Genomic DNA, 23,974 nt, shown 5'->3' on the forward strand with positions numbered 1-23,974 from the left:
TGAGGATTTGGATTGGTGGCACTTTCATTGGCCCCGTAAACACTGTAGTCAACACCATGTATACTAATTTGCTTCAAGTAATATCTCCATTCCCATTAAGATTACCATTACTTTTTAAGATTAAATTTTCCTTTTTGCCACTATTGTGAGTACAGTACTTCCAATTAAAAGCCCTACACCTAATACCCCTTTTCCAACATCACCAACACGTTTTACACGTTTATTTCTACAATTTTCACATTGCTTATGTTTATACCCAACTGGCAGAGATCTCTGGCAGTTCTTATTGCTACACTTTTTACTCTCCACCTTTTTCGCCTCCTAAAAGCTTGTACTCAGCACTGCTCGGTAACGCTTGTATTTTCTCTTTTATATAGGGTAATTTTTGGGACCAATAATTTTCAGGAGATGAATCAATCAAATCTAAACGCTCCACTAAACCGTCCGTCTCAAGATATGTTTTTTGAATGTAATCAGCATAATATTGCAGGCTTTGTTTTGCCGCTTCATTTTCACCCAATTCCTGATATGCAATTGCTTCTGCAAGAGAAACCATGTTAACTGCACATAAGCTTTCTCGAATTTCGCCCATTCTTGCGTTGACTTTTTCCGGCGGAGCTGCGGAGACGAGTTTTCCCCAGAAAGATTCGGGCTGATTCTTAATAAATGTCAAATTAGCATTTTGACTGAGCATTAAAAGATTTCTGCTATCTTCCGCATCGGATGCAACCCGGAGTAAAGCCATCGTTTTCAGTTCCGGTGTTTTCATTGACATTGCTTGTAATAATTTCTGCTGGCAACTGTACGCTGTAGCTAATCGATCATACTCTAGTCCTTGCCGAACTTCTTCAACAGCAACCTGAATAAGTTGAATCTGTTCTGCTATCTGTGCCATCTGCATTTGAGTTGCAAAACTCGTCATAGCTTGAGATATTTCTGGTGTATTTTTTACACTTTTAAGTGAAATCGAAGATACTATTTTTTTAGTTTCTGGGTTTACAAGGTTCGCCATCAATGTTCCATCTTTTTTGGTCATCAATTTTAAAGTACCATTAGCTAGCTTTGATTTTTGCTCATTGGTAAAAACCGCTTGAAATGTTTCCACTCGAACACTTGCTTTTAGAACATTTAGAACGGCAGGTGTTGAATAAAGCATCTTTTCAATATTTGTAAAGGCAACCTTTGCATTTTGCAATAATGGCTTAGCAACTTCTGGAATAGCAAAAAAATGTTCAACTACTTCCGTACTATAATCCTTGCTATCAATTATCTCAATTTCATCAGGCATAATATAAATTGTATCATCCATCCCCATGAACTCGCTCCACCTTTCTGCTCCTTACTATTAAATATCATCGTATCCCCAATGATTCATGTATATAATAGTATTTATAGACTTTAAATTAAAGATTGGAACATCTTTTTCTTACCGACTTTAATACAACATTATGTTTATACAAAAAAACTTTTGGATTAAATACTATATCAAATTCATCAAAAACTGTTCTTCTAATCACTTTTCCCGAGGTAATTAATAGTACTGTAACCGTCAAGTAGAATTGAACACTTTTTGCTAATTTAGAGTGAACACTTTTGCTTAAAACAAACTCTGTCGGTTTTTCATCCGATAACTGTCTCCATTCATGTGTATTACCTCCACACGATGTAAAAGGCGATCTAAAATAGCCGTAGTAATTCCTTCATCTCCCATTAATTCTCCCCATTGATCTGGACTCTTATTAGAAGTTAAGATAATTGAACTTTGTTCATAAAGATGATTGATCATTTGGAAGAACAGATTGGCCTCACGTTGATCCATCGCCATATACATCAAATCATCAATAATTATTAAATCAGAAGCTCTTAATCGTTTCATCTGTACCTGTGATTTATGCGTAAATTCCTCCGTTTTCAGTAATTGAATTAATTCTCCCATTGTCACAAAGTAAACTTGATAACCTTTGTTAATTGCCTCGATGCCTAAGCCTACGGCTAAGTGAGTTTTTCCCACTCCTGGAGGACCTAATAAGATCAAATTATACTGTTGCTCCAGCCAATTTATTTCTTGTAGTTGAGTAAGTTGGCGTTCACTTAAAGAATTTTGTGCTTCAATACTAAATTCCAACAGAGTTTTCTGATAAGGGAACCGTGCCCATTTCAACCGTCTTTCCACACTCTTAGCTTCTCTTTTCTTTAATTCAAAATGGGTAATGGCCTCTAGGAATTCTAAATAGGTCCATGACGATTTCTCAGCTTCGCGAAGGAGCTGTGGAAGCTCCTCAGCTGTTTCGGCTAAGCGCAATAGTTTGAATTGGCTCTGAATTTCTTTTACCGTATGATTCATGAAAGTTCGCCTCCTAAAATGCTTGTGTACGTACTTAAAGGGCGTGTTCCAACTGGTATATCTACTTTATGAATCGGCCGTTTCTCCTGTTCTAAGGAAACTAATGGTTCCTGTTGAGATTGTTTTTTTAGGTAAAGCACAACGTCTTTAAAATCGTTCGCACTATACAAGTTTTCATGGATGCATTTCTCCAGCGCCTTATCAAACCAAGTTGAATCAGTTATTGATACCGAACGGAAAATTTCTAAATGATCTCGACGATAACGTGGGTATTTCTCGAGCACTTTCTCTATGTAAACCTTCGCTTTTTCTTCATCGTCAAATGCAGATAAAAGCCCATTTTTTAATGCCTCGATGCCTTTAGATCGATCCCTACCATGATTTCTATTCTTAATAAGAATACCTTTCTCCTTGCTAATTGTATGTTTGGCAATGACTTCACGATTCTTACTACTCCTGATAACCAGCTGCTGATTGTTTGAGCCTTTTATTTCAAGGAACACCTGATTATTTCCTTTTGTTTTGTAAGTACCTATCGGTACGGAGTATCGATTAGACTCAAATCTGATTGTGTTGTCCTTCATTACATTTCTTGTTATACTAGACTCATTCATACTTTCTATTGAAAGTAAGCTAGAGACCGGTTGTAAGTGTTGCTTTTCGAGGAGAAACACTTCATCGGGTCTTTTTTTCGTTGTGTTATGCACATTGTGATTCCCAGTTCGTTCGAGCCATTGAAGTGCTCGTTCATTCCAGTCATCAATATCATTAAAAACTCGACTATTTGCGAAGTTCCCTTTGATAAATTTAACGACATTTTCAATCATTCCTTTTGATTCAGGGTCTGCCTTACGACATAAATGAACCCTAAAATTCCGTTCTTTCACATACGATTGAAAATCGGTAGTCAGAATTAAATCACCAGCGTTCTCGCTAACCGAAAGTAAATGATCCTGATCGTATACTATTTCGTTAGGCATTCCCCCATAAAAGTGAAAGGCGTTTTCATGGCAGCGAATCGCATCTCTTGTTGTAAATGGTCGATTTTGCCATTTCATGTATTTATGGCGCGAATGCGCCAAAACAAACGCGATAAAGTAAAGTTTTATCTCTCTTTTACTTACGGTTTTCTGCTTTGTTTCTCCCCAATCAACCTGCATCTGTTTTCCCATAGGCTGTTGTTGTATTGCCTCATACTGCCTTGTTTGTTTCGTCTTTTCAATTTGATATTTCTCTCTGACTTCTTGAACATATAATCGAACAGTACTGTCTCCAATCTCTAGGCTTGGAAACTTTTCTAATAACCAATCTTTAATCTGGGCTGCACTTAGGTGTGGATATTCCTCCAACCAGGCAACTATCCAATCTAGATGTTCATCTAATTTCTTCTTCCTTGTTTTACCTTCTTCAAATTGTTGTATCGCCTCTTCCAAGCTCATCTCCAAATATTTATACACTGTCGTTCGAGATACTTTAAACTGATTTGCAATTTGAGAAACTGTTAAGTTTCTTTTGGCTAGTTGATGAATTTCTAAATATAGCACTAATTTTCCCTCCACTTGTCTGACCCCCAATAAACGAATATATATAGTTTACTGAAAATCTATTAGATTAGCGAAAGTGTTCAATGTTATTTAGCAGAAACTGTCCATTTTATTTTAGCGTTTACAAGTACTTTTCCTTTACTGTTTGCAAAAGACAGAATAGACACTAAACCTGTTTTATCTGAACCCGTAGGCATGACAAATAATACTTCTCGTTTTCGAACTCTGGGAGTTGCTCGTAATAATTTTTAACTGCCTGTTACGCATCTATTTGAGCTTGGTATAACTTATTATTTTCTAAAATGTTAGCATTTCCCCAATCAAAATTACCATAATATACCTCACTTGTAATTATACACTACCATGAATGTTAATGATTATAAACATATTTTTAGGGCATTCAACTCTACATTCACGAACAAACGTTTAGTCATAACCTTAAATTATTTGATCTTAATGAATAAAGGCATGTTTAGAATTAGATAATCAAAACATGCCTTTATTGGTCATTTTCTAATTTCCCATAGTTTTGCCCGTATTTTGGAGTAAACCTCAATTATGTCCCCTTTGAACAACTAATATAAAACTAGACTTTAATTATTATTTAATATACGTCCCCTTAATTGTTCTATCGATAAATATACTCCATTTTTTTTGCGGTGAATCATCGAGTGGCATTTCGGGCAAATAGGTATTAAATCTTTTATTGGATTTACGAAATAGCCCTATTTTATTTCGACAATAAGAAAAAACCCTTGATATACAAGGGTTTTGACATGTGACATAAAACATATAATTTCCTTCAGATAAATCATAAAGTTTCCACTTGTAGAGCCATGTAGTCTTACAGAATATTTTAAGGTACAAATTTATAATAAATACCCTTCCTGGTAACTAACATTAGGTAATTCCTATATATATTTCTGTACTTTCGGAAACTTTATGACTTATTTTAATACTTAAGGAAATTTTATGGTCGATTCATTATTTAAGATAATTTTAATTATTTTTTTGACACATAGCCTAGTCTTATAACTATCTCTCTCCACCCCTCTCTTGTTTCTTCGTAAAAAAATACCTTTATAATCTGTAACTTCTCTCACCTTCCAAGTACTTGGATAAATTACTTTTTGATACAACTCATTTGCAATCCTTTCAATTTCCTCTGAGCTTGATTCAACTTTTCTTTTTCTTCTTTCTTTTAAATACGCCGTATACCTATAACTAACTTTCTTAAATATTTCAGGAAAATATCTTAATTTTTCTTATTGGAATCCTGTTTTCTTCAGCTATAATTTAATATAGACACTCTTTGCAATTATGAAATATCCTCTGCATTGCGATTAATCATATCAATAATATCTAGAACACCTTTAGCTTTTGGCAAATGTTCTTTAAATACAACCATTATTCCCCCCAGTGAGCTGAAAGGATCTTGTTGAAGTGCCTGACGCTCTAATGTGCCGTTCTTCACGATGTAATCAATAATTAATTCAACAAATTGAGTTTGCTGTAGATTTAAATTTTGTTCGCTTAAGAATGTTGAGAAGGCTTGCATAGCAGCTAGACGTTCTAAGCCCACGACCTTCCGCACAAGCTTCGTTACAGGCGTATCTCCATAATCCTTCTGATACTCTTCTTTAGAGCCTAAATCCTTCCAGAGAATCTGCTCTAAATATTCAACATCCTGTTTCGTTAGTGGCTTGTTATTACGTAGCTTATAAATCGCTAGCGTGTCTTCGTGCTGATGCTCCTTCAAATAATGCTCGACCTTTTTACGATAACTTTTCAAATCATTCACATTTAAGATAGAGGCATTTTCTGCGACAGTCATTACTTCATCCTGAAAATCCGTATAATAAACTTTTTGATTTGATCGCTCAATATAACGGATTAAATCGCGTAATGCAATACGCACCTTCTCTAAATCAGCAATAGATGCCTCTTCCCAAAACTCACTTGTGCGCACATCATCAATGATGTCTTTTTGCGCCAAGACCTGCGGGATTGTACCCAACTTAGATAAAGCTTCAGCAGTATCTACTACACGTCTAATCGGCTTTGTTGCATTATTTGATTGTAGACTAGCTAATTCAATCGTTAACATTAGTAAATCAAAACGTTTCGCTAATTCATCATCATCAATTGGTGTAATCAGCGGAGAGATCTTTTCCTTTACCTCATTGGTTTGAACTACCGTTAACGCTTGCCAGTTCTCTTCATTTTGGTACTTATGCACATATTGTAGATGTTGACGAATTCGGAAGTTTTCATCATTTAATGCACGTACATCAGCTAAAATTTCATCCAACAATTGAGCTCGATAAGCAGAATATGGAGCTGCTTGATACTGAGTACCTTGCAATTCACGCACAATATCTACTTTAGAATTAAACAACTTTTCAGTTAGTGTTTGTGTGATTTTCGTTTCTTCACCTTTTTCGTTCGCACGGAAGTATTCGAAGTTTCTCAAGTAATCAAAGATCAAAAAGTACTCTTTATCCTTTTCAGGACCAAATAAATCTGGTCGTAAACGTGTACCTCGTCCAATCATTTGCCAGAATTTCGTTTTCGAGCGCACCTTTTTGAAGAACACTAAGTTCAATACATCGGGAATATCGATTCCTGTATCCAGCATATCAACTGAAATCGCGATTTGTGGCATTTTTGTCGAATCAGAAAAATCATCGATTAATGATTGATAATATTCCACACTATAATCAATAACTTCTGCAAAATTGCCGCCATATTCCGGGAATTTCAAATCAAATCGCTCTTTAATAGCCATTGCGTGCTTATGGTTTTTAGCAAAAATAATTGTCTTCCCTAATTTGTCGCCGCCCTCAACTTTGATTCCGTGGTCCATTAAGTCCTGTAAAACGTTATCAATTGTATTTTTATTAAATACAAAGTTGTTAATGGCTGAACTATCAATATCCTTTACTCGAGGATCATCTTCAAAAATCTCATCGAATTCTTGCTGTTCCTCGACTGTTAAATCATCATAATGAATACCATCATCTAAAATTTTCAGCGTTGTTTCCCGCGTACGATAATCGACTAAATACTCATCATCTACCGCCTTTGAAAGCTCATAAGCAAAGGTAGGTACCCCATTTTCTAAATCGAAAATTGTGTACGTATTTTTATCTAGTTCATCCTTAGGCGTAGCAGTTAAACCCACTATCATCCCATCGAAATAGTCGAAAATGCTTTTATACTTTTGATAAATTGAACGGTGTGATTCATCGATAATGATTAAATCAAAATGTCCTACCGTAAACAGCCGGTTGCCATCTTTACTTTTCACTTCGTCAATCGCATTCATCATTGTTGGATATGTTGAAAATACCATCCGCGCTGCTTCTGGATTTGAGTTCTTCTCAAGTAAATTACATAGTGATAAGTTTGGTAATAGCGTATTAAAATTACGGAAAGCTTGTTTTACGAGTGAGGTGCGATCCGCTAAGAACATCACATTTTTAATCCAGTGATTATTTGTTAATACATCGACTAACGAAATCGCAGTACGTGTCTTCCCGCTCCCTGTGGCCATTACTAATAAACTTTTACGCTGGTTTTTACTAAACGCATCACAAATCGCTAAGATTGCTTCTTTTTGATAATAACGATTTGTAATATCTTCATTGATCTCAATATTGATAAGCGGCTTCTTTAATGCTCGGCGATCGATAAGCAGCTGGAGTTCGTCTTGCGTATAAAATCCAGACGTACGTCGCGCGGCATATTCATCGTGCCAAATATGGGTTTCAAAGCCATTCGTATAATAAATTATTGGACGAATGTCCTGAGCTTGTTCAATACAATCTGCATATAACCGTGCTTGATTACGACCTTCTTTCGAATCACGTGACGTACGTTTCGCTTCTACAACAGCCAATACTTTACCATTTGTACCAAGCAGCACATAATCAACAAAGCCTTCACCTGCATTATTAGGCATTCCTTTAACAGGATATTCAATAATAACGTTCTTCCCAATCTCCCAGCCTGCTAATTTCAAATCCAAATCGATATAACGTTTACGTGTTTCAAACTCAGAAATCGTATCTACTTCAAAATTATACTGCTCTTGTTGCGCCAGGCGATTTGCGGTTAACTGCTCACGTAACTTTGCGTTTTGTTTACGTAATTCTTCTAACGATTTATCCTTAGCACTTAATCTCTCATAGAGATTGCTAAGCTCCTCAGGGCGCTCACGTGTATACTCAACTGTATATAGAATAGATTCATCAAAATCTGTGGCCGTATACTCCTCTGCATAGCAGTAATCAATCCACGAAATAAACTGATGCAAATTATGTAAAGAAAGTACAGCTTCATCGTGTGTAATCACGACATTGGTATGAACCGCTGCATTACCTAATTTCACAATATACTTCATCATTGGTAGTAATTCTTCGTCAATAATACTTAAAAAATGACGGTCGTGAATTAAACTCGACAAATTATCTTGATATGGAATCTTCACATCATTATCAAACTGATACACCCATTTAACCGCTAATTCCAGCGCGCGGCGTGATAAAATCGCACACGTCGCTGGACTAACTTGCATTGCCTTTTCGGCTTCTAAGCAAGCACTAGCAAAAGTTTTAAAGGGTTCTTTATTTGCTAGAAATTTAAAGTTTGACATTACTTTATCCCCTTTTTAGAAATATGGGTGTTACACTTGGTCTTGAAATAATTCACCTATGAAGGCTTTTTGTAAAAGAGCTTTATATAAGGATTCAACTTCTATGAGTGCTCTTTTAAGCAATTCTTTTTTCTCCAAAATTACCAGTACCTTTTCCTCGAACTCTTTTTGTAAATCTAGATGTGGCTTCATTACAATTAAATTTTTAATCATACTTAAATTTAAGTTTTTTTGACGTACCCCACGTTGTTCTCTCTTCAAATATTCCTTTGAAAACTGAATAAAATAATATAGATAAATTGTAGACACTATCGATTCATCTATTTTTGCAAAAGCGATTGCTTGATTACAAGTACAAGGGACTTTATTAATTGTAGATTTAAGTGCAGCTGTATCATACATACCTAATAATAATGAACCTTCTTCTACACATTTAGCAGATGACTCTTTAATTGCTCTTTCTGTAATATGTTCTTGACTATCGAAAGTATATATATCATTTAATTCTCCAGAAGATAGCCAAGGAATATCTCCAGTATAATAATCTTTCTCAGATCTTAAAGGTGTACCTCCTGTTTTCCAATCCCCAATTTCATTTAATTTAGTCAACATCCATTTTTTGGTATTATATACAGGATCTCCGAACATTTCTAAAAACAAACTTTTCGATAACTCATCCAATGACGTTATTTGAGATTGGCGTTTTTCCATTAAACTTTTGCAGCTATCTAAAACTTGAACAATACATCTCTGTTTCTCTAATGAAGGTATATTTACTTTAATTTTTTTAAAATCTGTTACAGCAAAGCTGGCTTGGTTAACTGACTTTTTAACAATTTTACCTAGCGCTATACGGAAATCTAATGTTTGAAATAGATATATTGCATACTTTGGAACAATTAATTCTTTTTTTGCTCTTAAACCCAACAAATTCATTCCGTGAATTATTATTTCATCACCTATTTTTTCGTAAAGCGCCGTCTTTCCTAAATGTTTTTCACTATTAATATGAGACATTAAAATATCATCTTGCTCTAAAACATAACTTTCATACTTTGTTATATCTTCTATTCCAGCATAACCCATTTTATTTCGATTAATTTCTCCCATCGAAATAGTTTCAATACGTGTTATTGGATATCCACCTTGTTCGCCTTGTTTTATATTTGCTCCGTTTCTAATAAAAACAAATAAATTATCAATTTTATATTCCAATTTAATCAACCCTTCAATAAATCTTTAAGATCTCTGAATCCAATTTTAATTTCTTCTTCTAGAAGCTCAAGGTCTTCAATAATTTCCTTAGGAGATTTAAAGCTTATTTCATCATAAGCAATTTCTTTGTATTTATTAATAGAAAGGTCATACCCTTGCTCACGAACCTCATCTACTGGCACAAAGAATGATTGCTCTATACGTTTACGGTCTGTTTCTCCAACTAAGTTACCGAAGCGGGCAATGATATCGTCAATGTCATTAACTGCAATTGGTATACGCTTGTCATCTAATGAGTAACCATCTCCCTTCATATCATAGAACCATACATCATCTGTGCCGCCTGTACCTGTTTTTGTGAAAATCATAATCCCTGTTGATACTCCAGCATATGGCTTAAATACACCACTTGGCATTGAAATAATCGCTTCTAGCTTGTGGTTATCAATAATTTCTTTACGAAGCGCTTTGTGGGCCTTAGAACTACCGAATAACACCCCATCTGGAACGATTACAGCAGCACGTCCTCCTGGCTTTAATACACGTAAAATTAGTGAAAGGAACAGTAATTCTGTTTTCTTCGTTTTCGCTACCTTTAATAAATCATTTGATACTGCTTCATAATCTAAAGACCCTTTAAACGGAGGGTTCGCTAATACTAATGTATATTTTTCTGTCTCTTTATTGTCCTCTGATAATGAATCGCGGTATTCAATGTTTGGCTCATCTACCCCGTGCATCATCATATTCATTGCACCGATACGCAGCATCGTTGTATCCATATCATTACCGTAGAACATTCCTTTATGGAAATGATCATTTAACCCTTGGACTAAGAATAAGTCTTTATGATTTTTGCGCAGATATTCGCTTGCTGAAACTAAGAATCCAGCTGAACCCATCGCTGGATCAATAATGGTATCTTCTGGTGTTGGCTTCATTAATTCAACAATCATATTAATAATGTGACGCGGCGTACGGAATTGACCATTTGTACCGGCCGTTTGTAACTTGGATAGCAAATACTCATATACATCCCCTTGTGTATCCCGGTCATCCATTGAGATACTATCAAGAACCGATACCACCTTTTGCAATGTTGCTGGCTTATTAATTTGGAAGATCGCATCCTTCATATATTTCGAAAATGCTGAATCCTCTCTGCCACCTAATGATTTGATGAACGGGAATATTGTATTCACCATTACTTCATACATTTCTTGCGCGGGTAAGTTTTTAAATTGCGTCCATCGCACTGTTGGCCAATGTTCTTGTTGAATGGCATTAAAATCAGCTGGCATTTCAGAGAAAATACCGTGATACTCTAATCCTAAAAATGTAGCTTCATTTTCTTTATTTAACTCCATTTCATCTAAGCTCTTATTGAAGATTAAATACGTTAGTTGCTCAATATTTGTTAATGGATTTGTGTTACCTTCTGTCCAAAGAGTTGTCCAAATACCATCTATTTTGTTTTTAATTTCACCTGTAATCATCTAGTTTTCCTCCCGATTTATAGAAACCTTTGCCTTTACAAAATTGTAAAGGCTTTATCGATTCCCATTGATTCATATGCTTGTAATTTTAATTGTTTTTGTCGTTCTTCTAAGCGTGCTAACTCTTCTTTAATTGTGAGTTGTTCCGCTTTATAGGCCTCGACTATATTTCGTTGCTCTTCTATTGAAATAAGCGGCACCGGCAGCTTATTTAAATCCTTAACTGACAAAGTAACAATAGTTGAACCTACAGTGTGCTTATCAAAATAGAACTGTGCCACTGGTGATTCAAAGTAGAGGATTAAATACTCCGGATCTAATAGCTTACCGCAGCGTATTCCTGCGAAGTTTTGAGAAAGCAAAACATTCTCACGATTGCTTATAAATAACGCTGTCTTTCGATTAACACCGCGCACTGATAATAAGATATCACCTTGTTGAATACGATTCGTGTCTATTTTGGCGTTATTTTTGATTGAATAGCGGGTTAATTTATCAACATCTACCTTACCTTCTTGAACATCTGAAATTTTTACAACCGCATATTCTCCGTCTTCCGCTTCATCTTTCGGTGAGGCATTATAACCGCGATAAATTTCAACTAATTCTGAGAGTTGCGTAGTAGGAATCTTTTCTAAAGCCCTTATTTCAATAGTTACTTTGCCAAACTCATTCACTTGTGTTTGAGCCTTATAAACATAGCTATTAGGTGTCAATTGAGCTAAACGAATCTCTTCTTTAGACACAAAAACACTGAGTTCTTCCACTTCTTTTCCATTAATTATTATATTATTAATGAAATTTATATCGTCCTTTTTTAATATAGTTTCACGTTTATTTATATCAGCTAGATCTTCCGCATTAATCATTAAAATCTTACCTTTACGAGCTTCAGATTTATTTTTGTTACAAAGTAATAATATCGGTTTGACAGCTGTATAAGGCTGTAACAATGATGGTAATGCAACAACCGCTTCTATTAAATCTAAATCAATCAATCGTTGGCGAATCTCTTTCTCCGGACCACCTCTAAATAACACCCCTTGAGGTAATAAGAAAGCTGCTTTACCATCTTCTTTTGTTGCACTTAGACCATAACTTAAAAATACAGAATCTCCTTGTGAACGCGGTGGGGTCCCATAGATGAATCGCCCATATGGATCTTCATTAATTTTTTCGTATACATCTTTTCTAAAACGCATAGCGAATGGTGGAGCCATAAACACACGATCATATTGAATCAATTTATTATCTTTAATAAAGCCAGGGTTTTTAATTAAATCTCCTATTATTACTTCACCATCAATATCATTTAAGTAGATTCTTAGTCGCAATACAGTTGCTGCTAAAGGGTTAATTTCCTGTAATGAGAGTCGTGCTTCAGGTGTATTTTGCGAAAATTTTATGGCAGTCTGGCCGTATCCAGCTGTCCCGTCGTGAAAATCAACTTTTTGATCAGACTTCAAATAATTAATTGCAATATCGTTAATCGGATCAGGGGTGATAAATAATTCTCGAGCATTTACCCCTACAATGCCAATTAAATTGTCAAAAACTTCACCTAATAAATTTTTTTGAATCACGCTTTCAAAATTAAGCAATGCGCTTACTAGTGTATTTGTATGGCTTGCTGTAAAAATCTCATTGAACTCTTGAATCATTACTTCTTTAAAATTGTTCTCTATTGGCAATTCACTTATCTTTTTTTGAACTTTCCCTATCACGTCTTGACTTTTAATTACTTGAGCCATATCTGATGAATTTTCTTTAAAAACCGCCAATACCGCACCCATTGTTACTAATACCGATTCTACTGAACCCTTTTTATCAATTGAGTGAATTACTTCATAAACTTTTTTAATTTCATATTCCATATGAATTCTCCTTGATTTTAAGACTCGATATGCTATAACTAAATATAATATATAAACTTAGTAATGTAAATACTAAGTTTATATAATTAGTTTATTTACTTTTTATAAATTGTATATTTACATTCTATTACTGTTTTCCTTGTATATAAAAAAAACGATGATTACTCCCCACTTCTATATTTTCATAAACTTTGCTGAATACCTACTTCTTTTCAATTTCATCTTTCAATCAACTTTTCAACTGTTGACACTATTGTTTCCTCTTGATATTCGATAATTACAAGTTGTACAGCTTTTATTAACAGCCATTTCTTTTTTATAATCAATCACATAAACTCTTTAATCTTTATGATATTTTCTTCACTATATAACCGTTGCACTTGAAGATTTTTCTTATTAGGATAATTAAAATTCTCAAGCAATCGAACATAATTTCTAAATGTTGATAACGAAAAAAATAATTTGTTAAAAAAATATAATTTTCTCTAAACCTTGAATTCTCTAAAAACTCGGAATACAATCCCTGCCAATTATTGAAAAGGACTGGTAACAATGCAAAATTATAAATTACATCAAGAATCTATTATTAACGGATCGATAGTTGCAAAATAAACATTACAATGAATATATATGATTTCATAGATAATCAAGCTAGGATGCTAGCAGTAGAGAAAATTAATAAAGACAAAGATAAATAAATGCTTTCATAAGACAATCACTGCTCTTGGTTGTCTTTTTTATATATTTTTTAGCTCCTGAGCTGATATACTAACATTGTCTCCAAGTTGTCCCAACAGCAGTAGGAGAACAAATGACAACAACAAAGCGAGGCTTTAAAACTAGAAAAGAGGCTGCTGATGAACTTAAAAATTTGCAGTTCCTATTGGCCACTGGAAAGTTGGATTCTTCTCCTCAAAAAGCCGTAAAAAAGTCTAAATCCTTTGCAGAAATTTACGACGACTGGCTGGTTCAATATTACGCAACTGTACAAGCAAGTACCCTCGAAAAACAGTCGGAATTATTAGAAAACATAAACTACCTAGCCTTTGAAAATATAAAATAGATCAAATAACAGTTGAAATGGGCCAGCAATTTATCAATAAGTATCCTAAAAGCTGAAAAAATTTAAAGATGTTATTAAGTATAGTTCTTTGATATTTGAATTGGCTTTAAAGCGGGACTATATTCAAAAAAATAACATGAGCTGATTGATAGGCCAAAGCCGGAGAAAAAAATAAATGGAGAAGTAGAAGCAGATTTATTTGAGCGTAACTTTTTTACAGTAAATGAGCTAAACGAATTTTTTACAGCGGCGAAGAGTGGCATAAATACTATGATTTATACGTTTTTACTGACAATGGCTTACAGCGAAATACGCAAAGAAGAAGCATTTGCTTTAAAGTGGAAGGATATAGATTTTGATAAAAGACTAATTCGAATCACTAAAGCACTCTCTTGCAGTCCTGAAGATGTATTGTATATAAAAGAACCGAAAAACGGTAAAACACGAAAAGTTTATATGGATCAAGCTACGTTAGACACTTTAGCTACTTGGAAAGAGCAACAAAAGCTATAGTTAAAAAAGAAGCGGCTTCCCGATACAAAGAAATTGTTATTTCATAATAAAAGCAATGACTACTTTAATCCATCCTATTCGCATCGTTGGATGAAAAAATCCAAAAAGAATTTAATCTTAAGGAGATTTCTACACAAGGATTACGCCATACGCGCCGCTTTACACTACTTTTGGAGACTGGTGCGCCACCGCGCGAAGTTATAGCAATACTCGGTCACTTAGATATTGAAATTACAATGAAAATCTATGCTCACGTTACTGAACAAGCTCAAACAACAGCTCAACGTTTTATAAATTACTAGAATACTAATAATGATATTGAATAGTTTTTGACTAAGTTTTGACTAATTAACAATGACTTTCTATGACGCTTATACTCAAAGACACCTGATATATCAAGGTTTTGTCTTTCTGTGACATAAACCATATAACAGCGTGTTACCCATAAAGTTTCCAGCCTTACACCCCTGATGCTAGTATGGATGTATGGACACAAATTAGTTAAGTCTCTATCCTATAAATAGAGAGGAAGTGTTCGGAATGAAACAAAAACGGTATAACCAAGAATTTAAACAAACAATTGTCGAACTCCACAGATCTGGTACACCTGTGAGTAATCTCAGTAGCGAATATGGTATTTCTGAAGTAACTATTTATAAATGGATTAAAGCACACTCCCCAATCGAAAACAGTGGGGGTTTAACACCGTCTCAAATCGCAGAAATTCAAAAGGAAAACCTTCGGCTTCAACAGGAGGTAGACATCCTAAAAAAGGCTATGACCATATTCGCAAGAAAGTAACAGACCAAGAGATTATTGACCATATCGAAAAGGAGAAAGAACACTTTCCTATCCAATTGATGTGTGATGTGCTAAAAGTGTCCAGAAGTACGTATTACCAGTCGTTCCATAAAGTAAAATCTTCGTATGCCATGGAAAACGAAGCGGTTTTAGCACGCATAAAAACTATACATGCGGAGAGTAAAGGTCGCTATGGTGCACCAAAAATTCATTATCTGTTAACACAAGAAAAGGTCGATTTCAGCTTAAACCGAGTGCAGCGAATCATGAAAAAGGCTGGAATTCGATCAACGATCGTGAAGAAGTACCGACCAACTTCCTCCAATGCGCAAGTGGTGGAACGCGAAAACCTGTTAGAACAAAATTTTGAAACGACGAGCATTAATGAAAAATGGGTTGCAGATATTACGTATATTAATACATTAAAAGACGGCTGGTGTTATTTAGCTTCCGTCCTAGATTTACACACGAAAAAAATTGTTGGCTATTCCTTTTCCAAATCGATGACAACAGAACTTGTTTTACAAGCTTTAGCGAACGCAATCGATGTTCAACAACCAGAAGAAGGACTAATTTTACATACCGATTTAGGCAGCCAGTATACTAGTGAAGACTTTGAAAAAGCAGTGAAAGAAGCAAAAATCAAACAATCTTTCAGTCGTAAAGGATGCCCGTATGACAATGCATGTATCGAGTCTTTTCATGCGATTTTGAAAAAAGAAGAGGTATATCAATCTAGTTATATCAACTTTGAAACAGCCCGATTGACCCTATTTCATTATATCGAATCGTGGTACAACCGAAAACGAATTCATGGAGCTATTAACTATCTAACACCTCAACAATTAGAGGACTTATGCCGAAAAGAAGCGGTTTGATAGCAAAGGCATCTCGTTTTCCTGAGTTACCCCTACCTACACATTTTTTCAGGACGACATCCATGGCTTGTATTTCCTGTATCCAGCGAAAGCTGTCAAGTACGGTCTTTCACTTGATTGGTTTCGCTGGATACAGGACGCTCCATGATTGGATGCCGTTCTGACAGGGACTTAACTTTTTTGTGTCCAGGATATTGACGTAGATCCACCCCTTGGGTTAACTATTATAATTAATTAAATTTACTTGTATAAAGAAACTTTAAAAAATGAACCAAATAAAGCATAAATTTTATACTTTAAAAAACTTTATGAGTTATTTTTATACTTTAGGAAACTTTATGGTATCCTTCTTTTAATTCTTTGATAATTAAGTCTTAAATATGTTCTATATTTGTATATCCTAAAGATTTTAAAATTTCCATCCTAAATGTTCTAAAATGCCCATTTAAAAATATGTTTGGATCTGAAATCCTCTTACTTATATTCCCTCGACTTGGAAATATCCCTTCTTGAAGAAGTTTATAAATAATACTTTTTATTTCATCTTCATATGACTTAATCCTTCTTTCCTTTAATTCATTAATATATTTTTGATTTCTTTCAACAATTATTTTACTTAATTCAGGTTGATATTTTTGTGCCACTCTAACAGATAATCCATAATCCTCTAGGCTTTTCTTTAAGCTCTGAGGTATTTGTTGAGTCAATATTGTTTTTAAAATAACTTCTATATCCTTTTTCTTCTGTATAATGGATTCTTTTTGATTTAATGCAAATTTTTCTAAAATAATTTTGCTTAATTTAGGGAAATGTCTTTTAGCTGTTGGTACACTAAAATTTCCATCTTTGCAAACTTTAGATAAACTTTTTGGTGTATTAGTTGAATAAGCAGCACTTCTTAAATGGCTTTCCATTTCTATCTTACAAATAGTACTATTTTTACTTACCCCTTTAAAATCATCCGGATTTACTTTTATATGTAAATCTTTTTCCGATATTATATCGTAAATAGTACAGTTTAATTTCTTGGCAATCTGTAATAGCTTTTCTGGAGAAGGGCTACTTTTATTTTTTATCCAGAAAAACAATTGTGTATTATTTACCTCTAAAAATTTTGAAAATGATTGCATACTACTAAACCCTAATTGAACTCTTATCTTTTGAAGAATATTGCCAAAGAGATATTTAATAGGTACTTTATTTAAACTAGGAGCGACTTCAAATAACTGCTTATAATTTTCAATTATAAATTTTTGATCGTATGAATGTATTTTGTCCTCATTAGTACTTACATCCCCTAGCCATTTTAAACAATACTGACAATGTCCAACTATTAAACTACTATGAATATAATTTAATTTTTTATTACAGTGAGGGCAAAATTCTTGTAGTTTTATTTGATGTATATCACATATCATAATATTTGAAATTGCCCAAAGAAGTGGTTCATAAACTAAACCTAAGTCCTCTTTAAATTTTTCCAAACATAAAGGACACCATCTTCTGTTACAAGAGACTACATTTTTATTAAATAAACCGCTCCATTCTGTCATTGTGGTATACTGTATATCCTGTCTACTAGTTAATTTCTCAATACTATGAATACACTCCAAACTTAATACTGAGAAACCATTTATAAGGTGCATTTTGCTAATTATGCCACGTATAGAAAGTTCATTTTTTACATTTTTATTTAGCATTAGTGGAGAAATAACATTTTTTAGTAAAATCGTTTCTTTAACACTATGCATTTCAGCCAATCTAGCAATATAACTTGATAAACTCTCAACATACGGAGTACCTATACCTATCGGTTCCAAATTAAATAAAACACTTCTAGTTGACAAAAATCGCTCCAAATCATTATCTATTTCACTTTCTATTAAGAAATCATAATTTTGATTCATTTTTGTGTTACCTCATTTCAGTTTAATAAAAAACTGAGCAGATGAACTATACTCAGTTTTAGGTACATATATTATATTGATTTTCAACTAAGCTAATAGGATCCCTTTCTGGATTTCTTTTACCGGGTGAATTATTCCCAGGTCTTGTACAGCTCTTCTGCCACAAATCAGACCAAACCAACATTGTCTCTTTCAGGTTTTCTTTTCCCTGGAGTAGATTTGTTTTTACTTGTTTTTACTTTTTCTCCATCTTTTTTTGTTCCAAGGAGAGTCTTCAATTTGTGTTTATCGGTATTACTTTCTTTAAAAACTAGTTCTCCACTTATTGCTTCATTAGCTAATGTTAAAAGTTTTTTTGTTTGCAAAGTGTTCTTTTTTAAATTTGCATAAGTAATAGTTTTCTCCTCTTTCTCAATAGCATCTGAAAGACATAACTGTAACCAGTTTTTTAATATACCTGCGCAACCTATAGAATTTTCATATATATATTCAGAATGTAAAATTAAATCAGGTTCTTCATGCACTGGTAATAACTTCTGAAAGGTCAATAAAATAGATTGAAAATTCTTTTTGTCTTTTTCAATCATATAATCATATCTTGGAAAATGAAGTTCTTTAACCCTTCTTGACAATTGACCATCTAAATTAATTACAGCATTTAAATCATAAGTTCCAAATAGAACAATTTTTGTATTACTCATATTAGCTAACGATTTTATTGAATTAAATTGTCTTTGATTCTTCTCACTATCTCCTCTTTTTTCTGCGTTTATATTAAAGAAGTGTTGAGATTCGTCAATTAAAAGTGCCATGGTTTTTCTATATAAAAAAGCATTCTCTATTGATCTTCGCATTGCTGCAGCAGTAGATGGAGTATTTGCAGTAACATTATTTTTCATGTTTTTCAAAATGTTTGTATCGATTTTATAATCAATTAATGGCTCATTTAAAGATAGAAGAACTCTGTAATAAAAATCTTTCCAATTAAACTTTCCCAAATCTGGATTTGGAAGCTCAATACCAGTGATAGGTATGATACTCTTATCTAATTCAATTTTTTCTGCCATACTTTTTAACATGGTTTGTATAGTAGCCAAAAATAATCTAGATTTCCCTACTCCAGATGGTCCAACTACCATAATTATATTATGTGGTCCTTTTGAGATTTCACTTATTAATTGATCTAATACCTGTTTCATTTTAGGATGACTAACTGTAAAATCATTGAAGAATTTTTCACGCTCTTCTTTAGATTTTGTTAATAGATCTTCATTAAATAATCTCTGCCTTTTTTCCACTAATTCAACTCCCCAAAGATTTCTAATTCATCATGTAGTTCAGCTGATTTACTATCATTATTTGTTTCTACATTTAATATCTTATTATTTTCTATTACTTTTAAACCTGTTTCTAATGGTTTATATTTTTCTATAGCCAGTGTTTCTTCTATTTTTTCAGATTCAATAATGTAGTTAGCAATCGTTCTAGCAGTTATAGTAATATTTTGTGCATATAATTTTTTCTTTTGCCTGATCTCTTCAGCAATTAGTTTTATTTGTTTTTCTGTCTTTCCATTTAAATATTTATATTGCTCAGACAGGCATTTTACCCATTGATTATCTATAAATGCATAAGCTATTCCAATATTAAATGGATCATATTTAACTTCTAATTCAGTAGCTTCAATTTTAGGATTTCTAAATTGTTCACACCAATAGTAAGAATAACTTAGTTTTATACCCTGGCCGGGATGAACCTTTCTAGTTTTCGCTTTGGGAGCTGGTAAAGTTGTTAATATAAAAGTTTCATCATAAGGAATGTAAGTATTTGGACGATTACCTGACACTGCTATAGATTCCAAAAATGCTTCTTTGGGGGTTCGATTAAGAGATGGATTTTCCTTATTGTCATATACATTACTAAACCATGTATCAAGTCGTTCATTCAAAGTCTCAAGTGTCCAAACTGCATGATTTTTCGGATTTACACTTTTAGTTACTTGTCTTACATTTTTAGTGATTTGAGTATTACCTTTTAAATTGTGAATAAATAACTCGTTTGTAATTCCAAACAACCGCTCTATAACATGACCATACCGTGCCTTTGCTGCTGGTCTTTGCTTTTTATGAACACTGTATAACGCAAGCAATGATTCAAAATATACACTACTGAATTCCTTTCCTCCATCCACCACAATATAGTTTGGTAAACGATTAGATCTTTTCACACAATCTCTAATCACCATCATACACGACCTGTATGACGGTTCTTCAAAAGTTAAATAATACGCAAGAATTCGTCTAGAGTAAGCATCAATCATTAATGTAAGCCATGGTCGCTTAGAAACCTTTCCATTAATATCTAGTTCAATATCTAACTCCGTATGATCGATATGTGCTATTTCAAAAATTCGTTCCCCATGTCTTGGAGTAGTAAATTCTAGTTCACTATAAAACTCTTCATATTTATAAGATGCCCTATTGCCTTTTCTAGCCTTTTCAACATCATATTTTGCTCGGTTATTTATCGTTTCACAAAATGTTGCATACGATGGCACATAAAAATTAGATTCCTCGCACTTTACAAGTAATTCGCGGTAAACTTGTTTTGCAGATTTAGATTTTATTGTTTCATAACTTTCTGATATCACCTTATTCATCAATTCTATTGACTCAATGGGTAACTTCGCATTTCTATTTCCTCTTTTTTTAGTTTGGGGTAGAAGACCTACAAAACCATTGCCATAAATTTCTTCCGCATCTTTATACTTTTTTACCCAGTTTCGAAGTGTTCTGTCTGTTACATTTATAAACTCTATTTTTTCCTTGTTTAAATACTTAACGACAATTTCATACTTTTTATTTGTTTCTATTAAATCAGTTTCATTAGCCTGCAATATCATCTTTTTTAATTCGTTACTTTCGTTGAATTCATCTTGATCAGTCCCGTGAATATATCCCTCAAATATATAGGATTCAAATAAATTGATTGGTAACTCAACATTTTTATTTTCATTCTTAGAATACAAAAAGACTATTTTACTTTCGTAATCATAATTAAGAATTGTCCAAATTGTATTCCCCCAAGCAATATGATTTCCGCTTTTCAACTCTAACTTATTAGTTATTCTCTTACTTCTAGATGATTTCTCTACTATAGAAAATCCTTTATACAGTTCTTTATTTAAATAAACCTTTACATTTTCCGAATCAGTTATTAAATGATTATATAAATCTATATAAATAATTTCTTTAGCTATCAATGCGTATATATCATCCGCATTAAACTGAACATCTTCACTTAATACTAATTCTTCTAAGACTATACCTGGAGATTCTTGAATAGATTCTTTTATTCTATTAATTGTTGTTTCATTTACAGCATAATCTTTAACAAAATAGTCCTCTAGAAATTCAAGATTACGTTGTAGATTCCAATTGATTTCTGAAGACGAGCGGATAAGAAAGTCTAGATTATATTCAGCTGCAAATTTTTTTCCTGGAGTAAATATCCATTGTTCATTCTCTTTACGATATCTCTCTGGATTACTCTGAGATTTTTTAATAAGCTCTTCTTCCGTTTTGCACTCCACCCAGTATGCCCTTTCTTTTTCAATCACAAAAAAATCTGGTGTATTCAAATAAGCCATCCTTTTGTTGTTCTTATTACTTTGATAGTAGAAAAGCTTTATTTGAGGTGGCTGATCATAATATTCCAAAACATTATCGTTATATTCCAACATATAAATAGTAGGTAATTCCACCTTATGACTTTCAAATTGGATAGTAACACCCATCTTTTTACTACTATATCGTCCACTAACGTTATGCTTACCTCCGCCAACTCTCCTTGCTGGCGGTGACTGTCTTACACGTTGTACTTCATTCTTAGCATCGTCTGTTAAGTTGAGTTTATTTGCCCATTCTTCAAACTCACTATTACTCATCATTACTACTTCTCCCCTTTCCCCTGTAAAGATTATTTTGGGCCAATAGATCTTTCCAATATTCTTGAAGTATTCTCTCCTTCAGTAATCCCTTTTTCTTAGTTTTAGTTTGAATTTTCCCGCTACTTGGATATATACCCTGATTTGCTAAGTAATAAAAGGCAATTTTAATTTCTTTTTTTAATTTTTCTATTCTTTGTATTGATTCTAGATTGATATAGTCTCTATATCTTTTTGAAATTTGTTTACAATACACAGGGAAATTAAGATATAAAACTCGTTTGTCACGATTTAAAATTCTTGCGGCCGCTGTCATAGAAATTGGCGGGTCACATATTAATCCCTCTTTCAGAAAATTTTCGATTGCAACAAGGTCAAGTTTTCTTCTAATCACCTTTTCTTTAATTGTTTTCTGATTTTCATTAAGATGGCTTATAGTCATATTTTGCAAACTTTTTGTAAGGAAATCCATAATTGTAGTATCTAATTTAAAACAGACTTTTAGTAACCCTTCTAGAGTGGGAGTATTTTCTAATTTAATCCAGGCTCTTAAAGTACTTTTAGGAATACTTAAGAATTCAGCAAAAATACAGATATTATCAGAAAATAGATAATGATTGATATAACTCAACTGTTTACTAATATTTTCTTTAGCGAATAGTTTACTAGAATTTAATCCTATTAAACTTTCAATATTTAGATAGACAAATGAATGCCATTCCCATTCCTGATTATTAATCTCTTTTATAACTTGATCTTGAATTAGTAAGTTAAAGCAGTTTGGACAATATCCTGGTATCATTTGTCTACGCAGTATATCAATTTTTCTAAAACATCTCGGGCATTTTTCAAGTAGATAACACTTGTGTTCAAAACAAATCTTTATCGGTTTTATATACCAAACTAATGGATAGTAAATACTCTTGTGACTATCTTTCCAATTCTTTATACATTCTGGGCACCAAGAGAAAGTTTCTTTAAGTAAATTTCTCAAAGGCACTAAATTTTTTAATTTAAACAGAGTTAAGCTTGTTAAATCTATTCTACTTGTTAACTTTCCCAAAATATAAACCATTTCAGTTGAGTTATCCGTATATCCATTTATTGTTTTGGCACCTTCATAAAAACTATTGCCACCGTATTTAGAGCTTCTTTCCAAATAATCTTTATTCATTTCAGGAATCACTATCTTATTTACCAAGTGACTAACATTGATGTTATGTTCATATGAAAGTCTAGTTAGATAACTGCTCAAACTTTCCACTAATCCTGTTTCAATTCCAATAGGTTCAATGTTGTATAAGATACTTCTCGGGACTTGAATAGATAACACCTCCAATTAATTAATTCACCTCAAGAATTCTCTTGTTAGATTACTATTAATTATTGGCAATTAAATTATAGATTTATACATTTTTTCCTTAAAGATTTAAAGAAAAAAACAAAGCAATCTAACAATGACAAATATGAATTATTAAATTACAATTTATTTAATTAGAGAATAAATATCCAAGTAATAGAAATTATATTGTTATTGGAGAGAAAAATCATTATGATGATGATAAAAAAATTATTGCTACTGCTGCCGCAAAAGGACTTTTTATATACTTAGAAAGTTGCATAATAATAGTGGTGTAAAGATTCATTGTAGTTAATGTTCATCCGTTTGGTAAGAATGGCAAAATCGAGCAGTTGGGCGAAAAAAGAAACAATGATTGTATATAAATGGACAAGTA

14 protein-coding genes are annotated in these 23,974 nt (G+C 33.1%); 3 read left to right on the forward strand and 11 right to left on the reverse strand.

The annotated features are described in order from the left end of the window. Window positions 1-298: 298 nt before the first annotated feature. From NSQ95_RS13885 to NSQ95_RS13915, 7 genes are all read right to left on the reverse strand, one after another. Window positions 299-1,315: a hypothetical protein gene (locus tag NSQ95_RS13885; RefSeq protein WP_342559797.1), complete on the reverse strand. Its 1,017-nt coding sequence runs from the start codon at window positions 1,313-1,315 to the stop codon at window positions 299-301. 282 nt (window positions 1,316-1,597) lie between these two features. Continuing rightward, the gene (gene istB, locus NSQ95_RS13890) at window positions 1,598-2,344 is read right to left on the reverse strand and encodes an IS21-like element helper ATPase IstB (protein WP_342559798.1); all 747 of its coding nucleotides are present in this window, start codon (window positions 2,342-2,344) and stop codon (window positions 1,598-1,600) included. After that, window positions 2,341-3,888, reverse strand: a complete 1,548-nt coding sequence (gene istA, locus NSQ95_RS13895) for an IS21 family transposase (protein WP_342560794.1) — start codon at window positions 3,886-3,888, stop codon at window positions 2,341-2,343. Before istA ends, istB begins: the two co-directional genes overlap by 4 nt. A gap of 1,318 nt (window positions 3,889-5,206) precedes the next feature. Then, entirely contained in the window at window positions 5,207-8,545 is a 3,339-nt protein-coding gene (locus tag NSQ95_RS13900) for a DEAD/DEAH box helicase family protein (protein WP_342559799.1), read from the reverse strand. 30 nt (window positions 8,546-8,575) lie between these two features. Continuing rightward, the gene (locus tag NSQ95_RS13905) at window positions 8,576-9,760 is read right to left on the reverse strand and encodes a restriction endonuclease subunit S (RefSeq protein WP_342559800.1); all 1,185 of its coding nucleotides are present in this window, start codon (window positions 9,758-9,760) and stop codon (window positions 8,576-8,578) included. 5 nt (window positions 9,761-9,765) lie between these two features. Then, window positions 9,766-11,256: a class I SAM-dependent DNA methyltransferase gene (locus NSQ95_RS13910; protein ID WP_342559801.1), complete on the reverse strand. Its 1,491-nt coding sequence runs from the start codon at window positions 11,254-11,256 to the stop codon at window positions 9,766-9,768. A 35-nt stretch (window positions 11,257-11,291) separates the two neighbouring features. Then, window positions 11,292-13,130, reverse strand: coding sequence for an N-6 DNA methylase (locus NSQ95_RS13915; RefSeq protein ID WP_342559802.1), 1,839 nt, complete (start codon window positions 13,128-13,130; stop codon window positions 11,292-11,294). An 811-nt stretch (window positions 13,131-13,941) separates the two neighbouring features. Between NSQ95_RS13915 and NSQ95_RS13920 the strand changes: the two genes are divergently transcribed. The 3 genes from NSQ95_RS13920 (at window position 13,942) to NSQ95_RS13930 (ending at window position 16,385) form a co-directional block, all read left to right on the forward strand. Then, window positions 13,942-14,193 carry an Arm DNA-binding domain-containing protein gene (locus tag NSQ95_RS13920; RefSeq protein ID WP_342559803.1) on the forward strand — a complete coding sequence of 84 codons (252 nt, stop codon included), beginning with the start codon at window positions 13,942-13,944 and terminating at the stop codon, window positions 14,191-14,193. 171 nt (window positions 14,194-14,364) lie between these two features. Further along, window positions 14,365-14,706 (forward strand): tyrosine-type recombinase/integrase, encoded by a 342-nt coding sequence (locus NSQ95_RS13925; protein ID WP_342560817.1) that lies wholly within the window; start codon window positions 14,365-14,367, stop codon window positions 14,704-14,706. 540 nt (window positions 14,707-15,246) lie between these two features. Continuing rightward, window positions 15,247-16,385 (forward strand): IS3 family transposase gene (locus NSQ95_RS13930; protein WP_342559786.1). Its coding sequence is split into 2 segments (ribosomal slippage): window positions 15,247-15,472 and window positions 15,472-16,385, totalling 1,140 coding nucleotides; the frame shifts between segments, so codons are not numbered across the junction. Window positions 16,386-16,759: 374 nt separating this feature from the next. Here NSQ95_RS13930 and NSQ95_RS13935 read toward each other — a convergent pair. The 4 genes from NSQ95_RS13935 to NSQ95_RS13950 form a co-directional block, all read right to left on the reverse strand. Then, on the reverse strand, window positions 16,760-18,292 hold the full coding sequence (locus tag NSQ95_RS13935) for a helix-turn-helix domain-containing protein (RefSeq protein ID WP_342559804.1): 1,533 nt from the start codon (window positions 18,290-18,292) through the stop codon (window positions 16,760-16,762). 167 nt (window positions 18,293-18,459) lie between these two features. Next, complete coding sequence (locus NSQ95_RS13940) at window positions 18,460-19,590, reverse strand: TniB family NTP-binding protein (RefSeq protein ID WP_342559805.1); 1,131 nt, start codon at window positions 19,588-19,590, stop codon at window positions 18,460-18,462. Then, complete coding sequence (locus NSQ95_RS13945; protein ID WP_342559806.1) at window positions 19,590-22,241, reverse strand: TnsA endonuclease N-terminal domain-containing protein; 2,652 nt, start codon at window positions 22,239-22,241, stop codon at window positions 19,590-19,592. The genes NSQ95_RS13940 and NSQ95_RS13945 overlap by 1 nt, the downstream gene beginning before the upstream one ends. Continuing rightward, window positions 22,231-23,571: a TniQ family protein gene (locus NSQ95_RS13950; RefSeq protein WP_342560818.1), complete on the reverse strand. Its 1,341-nt coding sequence runs from the start codon at window positions 23,569-23,571 to the stop codon at window positions 22,231-22,233. Before NSQ95_RS13950 ends, NSQ95_RS13945 begins: the two co-directional genes overlap by 11 nt. Window positions 23,572-23,974 lie beyond the last annotated feature (403 nt).

This window comes from Psychrobacillus sp. FSL W7-1457 (assembly GCF_038593405.1).
In the GTDB taxonomy this organism is placed as follows: Bacteria; Bacillota; Bacilli; order Bacillales_A; family Planococcaceae; genus Psychrobacillus.